Raw genomic sequence first — 4,395 nt, 5'->3', positions numbered from 1 at the left:
TCAAACACTTTTAGCCGAACCCTTCGGGCAGCATTTGTGGCTCCTTTCTGCGGTGTTATCGGCTTCTCAGGTAGAGCCACTACATTTCAAAGCCTCTGTCTTGTATAAAGAAACCACAAACTGCTGTAAAAATCAGCTCGAAAGGTCAACAGACCCTAATATTCGATCTTCAATTCGTCGTTGATCATGGATTCATCGATCAAATCCAGGTCATACACCGTATTTGATATGTTGATTCTGATCACGCTTTTGTGTTTTAGAGAAAAAAACAAAAAAATAAGGCATTTTTTGCTAAAGGATATCTAATCTAGGCCGTTAAAGGATACGAGAGAAATGAGGTGTTTGGACGAGAGGTGAGAGACTCGGAAGAACACTAACAATCGCCTAAGGAGATCATACTATGGCAATTAACGTAAACACTAACGTTTCGGCGATGACCGCACAACGTTACCTCAATAATGGGGCGGCGGGTGTGCAAAAATCAATGGAACGCCTGTCATCTGGGTACAAAATAAACAGTGCGCGAGATGATGCAGCAGGCTTACAAATCTCCAACCGTTTAACATCGCAAAGTCGAGGTTTGGATGTCGCAGTACGAAATGCCAACGATGGTATTTCGATTGCACAGACTGCAGAAGGGGCGATGAATGAAAGTACCAATATCTTACAACGTATGCGAGATCTGGCCCTTCAATCATCAAATGGTTCTAACTCTCGTTCAGAGCGTCTCGCTATCCAAGAAGAAGTCGGCGCATTGAATGACGAGCTTAATCGTATTGCTGAAAGTACTTCTTTTGGTGGTAACCGATTGCTGAATGGTACCTTTGGTAGTAAATCTTTCCAAATTGGTGCTGATTCGGGCGAAGCGGTGACATTAACCATGGGCAGTTTGCGTTCTGATACCGCTGAAATGGGCGGAAAAGCTTATCGTGCGACCGCTGGACAGGCCGCTGACTGGTCTGTTTCAGCAGGCGCAACCGACCTTACCTTGAGTTATACTGATAAGCAAGGGGAAGCACAAAACGTTACTATTAACGCTAAAGTGGGTGATGATCTTGAAGAAGTCGCGACTTACATTAATGGTCAAAATGATGATATTCAAGCATCCGTTAGTGAAGACGGTAAACTACAGTTGTTTGCTTCGTCGCAGAAAGTCACGGGTGATGTCACCATTGGTGGTGATTTGGGGACTGAAATAGGTTTTGGTGCAGGGCAAGACGTAACGGTCAAAGATATTGATGTTACGACGGTGGCAGGCTCACAAGAAGCCATCGCCTTGCTTGATGGTGCTTTAAAATCGGTAGATAGCCAACGTGCACAATTGGGTGCGTTCCAGAACCGTTTTGGCCATGCAATTAGTAACTTAGATAACATTAACGAAAATGTGAATGCTTCTCGTAGTCGAATTAAAGATACCGATTATGCGAAAGAAACCACTGCAATGACTAAGTCACAAATATTGCAACAAGCCAGTACCTCTGTTTTGGCTCAAGCGAAGCAGTCACCATCTGCAGCTCTTAGCCTGTTGGGGTAATTTCAGGTTAAATGAGTAACATGGGTAACTAAATCAAGGTTGAGTTATCTATAAGAAGGTGGAAGGGAGATTGTTATGGAAGTTCCATCCTACACATCGAACATCCAGCCTTACGGCTCGCAAAGTGGCATTAAATTTGCTTCGGAAAACGAGAGCGTAAAAAGTGCTTCTTCAAAAAATGGTTATCGTTCGGTTCGAGAGTCTGAAAAGGCTCACGAACAAGTTTCAGAACAACTTAAACGCAGTCAACAACAAGCGTTAGAGACAGCCATAAAACAGACCCATGAGCGGGAACGTTTAAATGAAGAGCAACGAGTAAAAATCCTTGAACGAATGGATGAGTTTGTTAATTCGATCAATAAAGGATTGTCGTTCAGAGTCGATGAAGAATCCGGACGGGATGTGGTGACGATATATGAAGCCGCGACTGGCGATGTTATTCGTCAGATCCCAGAAGAAGAAATGCTTGAAGTTTTGCGACGTCTTTCTCGTGAGCAACACCCAAAATCGGGGTTGCTGGTGATCAAGGCGTAATCGTATTGTTGAGGTGATTGGATGAGTTTAGGCCCAATGGGAATGAACACTGGTTTTGATATCAATAATGTTGTCAGCACCATTGTCAATGCCGAGCGCGTGCCCAAGCAGCAGAGCATTGATAATAAGCGTAATGATATTGATACCAGTATTAGTGCCTATGGGCGACTTAGAGAGTCGCTGGATACGATGAAACATCTCATGGCGAATTTTCGTCAAGAGAAAGCGTTCGCTGTGCGAAAAGTTGACACATCGAACGATAACGTAATATCCGCAACAGCAAATACGGAAGCCATGGCGGGTAAATACGCTGTCGATGTGCTGCAGCTTGCCCAAAACCATAAAGTCGCCTCGGAAGTCATTCCAAGTGAGACTAAGTTTGGTCCGGGTAAGCTGCAAGTTTCTTTAGGTTCTAAAAGTTTTACCGTTGAAGTTACGAACAATGCTACGTTGAGTGATGTTGTTCGTGGCATTAATAATCAAAAAAACAATCCCGGTGTGCGTGCTTCGATTATTAATGACGTACAAGGGCCACGCCTGATTGTTGCTTCTAATCTTTCTGGCGAGAAAAATCGCCTTTCAATTCGCGCAGATGCTGAATCAAACAACGCACTAAAACGCTTAGAATATAAAACGCTCGAAGATCGTATTAAAGATTTAGAAGCCGCTCGCGCCCAAGCTCAGCAGTTACTTGCACCTTTAACGCCAGAACAACAAAAGGTAGCCGCCAAAGTAGCCGATAAACTTGGTGAGGCAGCGCGAGAGCTTGATGAACAAGTAAAAACTCAAACCGAACAGCTCGCCGATAAAGTGGCGGGGGAGGAAAGTTCAGAAATCAAAGTCGCTGAACAGGTTAACCGGTATCTAAAGCCAGAAGAGCGAATTCCTGGCTGGACAGAAACCGCTTCAGGCACCTTATTAGATTCTTATTCTGAACCCGAGCCTGAACTTGATGATAAAGCGTTAGCCAAAGCGCCTGATGTACCAGGATGGAGTAATACAGCTTCAGGAACATTAACCGACTCTTATGTCACGCCGAAAGAAGCACAAGCCAAGCTGGATGCCAAACTAGCGCGTGAAAAAGCCGCTATTGATGAGGCGGTAAAAAGCGGCAAAATAACGCCGGAAGAGGCTAAAGCTGCGCAGCGTGCCAAACTTCCCGTTGAAGAGCGTGAAGCCTTGGAAGCTATGGAAAATGTTCAACGCGAACTAAAATCAGCTCAGGATTCTTTTGATGCATATCAGGGCATGATTCAAGTCCAAGCTGGGCAAGATTCTCAAGTATTACTCGATGGTATTGCCACATTATCCAGTGATAATAATGTGATTGAGAATGCCATTGAAGGGGTCAACTTAACCTTGAAAGGAAAAACTGACCCGGGCCAAACCCCTGCAGCAATTGATATCGAGTATGATCGTGATAGTGTTCGGCAGGACATCGAGCAATTTGTCGCTTCCTACAACCAGTTTTATCAGATAAGTAAAGAACTCTCTGGTGTTAACCCAAACACCGGTCAGGCAGGCCCGCTAGCGGGTGATAGTATTGTTCGTAGCGCAGATTCTCGTCTTAAAGCTGTATTTTCTTCTCCGATTGAACAAGCACCTGCCAATTTAAAAAGCCTGACAGAGTTTGGGATTACCACGACTCGTCAAGGGACGTTAGAAATCAACTATGCTATGCTTAACCGCCAGTTGAATACTAATTTTACTCAGCTTGGCGAGTTTTTTGGTGGTAACCAAGGCTTTGCTAAGCGAGTAGAAGATGCCATTCAAGGTTTGACGGGGGCAACTGGGTCTATCCGTAATCGAGAAAATAGTTTATCGGAACAAACACGTCGTTTGTCCAAAGATCAAGACGCGTTGGATCGCCGTATGGATGGCTTAGAAAAGCGAACCCATGCAAAGTTTTCAGCGATGCAAGACGCAACAGGGAAGATGCAGTCTCAACTTGCTAGCATGATGAATGCATTAGGTCAGTAATATGCAAACGACCCTTGAGCGATTATGTGATATCAATCGTCAAATCAAAAAAATATTGATGGCCGATGATATAAATACTGAAGAAATTATCTTGTTGGTCGATAAAAGAGAAACTGTGTTGGAAATACTGTTCAAGAATATGGCAGAAGATCCTTCATTTGCGCACTCTACTGAATGGCAGAGTGCTATTTTAGAGACACAACACCTTGTTGAACTGATGCAGAAAAAGACACAATCGATGGGGAATAACCTTAAAAAGTATCGATACGGTAATAAATCAGTTCAGCAATACAAAAAGTTTTTATAAGAGGAAGACTATGCGTGGTTCTTTACAGGCGTACAAAAAA

General features: G+C 43.8%; 5 protein-coding genes. All 5 read left to right on the top strand.

Translation table 11 applies throughout. The annotated features are described in order from the left end of the window. A partial coding sequence (locus tag B7C60_RS17235; RefSeq protein ID WP_099611662.1) for a hypothetical protein occupies positions 1 to 184 on the top strand: 184 nt, incomplete at its 5' end. A gap of 216 nt (positions 185 to 400) precedes the next feature. Beyond that, complete coding sequence (locus B7C60_RS10005) at positions 401 to 1,534, top strand: flagellin (RefSeq protein WP_099611529.1); 1,134 nt, start codon at positions 401 to 403, stop codon at positions 1,532 to 1,534. A 75-nt stretch (positions 1,535 to 1,609) separates the two neighbouring features. Then, a complete protein-coding gene (gene flaG / locus B7C60_RS10000; protein ID WP_099611528.1) occupies positions 1,610 to 2,068 on the top strand; it encodes a flagellar protein FlaG in 459 nt (152 codons plus the stop codon). A 21-nt stretch (positions 2,069 to 2,089) separates the two neighbouring features. Continuing rightward, positions 2,090 to 4,048 (top strand): flagellar filament capping protein FliD, encoded by a 1,959-nt coding sequence (gene fliD / locus B7C60_RS09995; protein ID WP_099611527.1) that lies wholly within the window; start codon positions 2,090 to 2,092, stop codon positions 4,046 to 4,048. Between the two features lies 1 nt (position 4,049). Then, entirely contained in the window at positions 4,050 to 4,355 is a 306-nt protein-coding gene (locus B7C60_RS09990) for a flagellar protein FliT (protein ID WP_099611526.1), read from the top strand. The last annotated feature ends 40 nt before the right edge of the window (positions 4,356 to 4,395 follow it).

It is taken from the genome of Vibrio fujianensis, assembly GCF_002749895.1.
Lineage (GTDB): Bacteria > Pseudomonadota > Gammaproteobacteria > Enterobacterales > Vibrionaceae > Vibrio > Vibrio fujianensis.
Note: the sequence above shows the minus strand (reverse complement) of the source record. Positions and strands in the feature narration are given on the sequence as shown.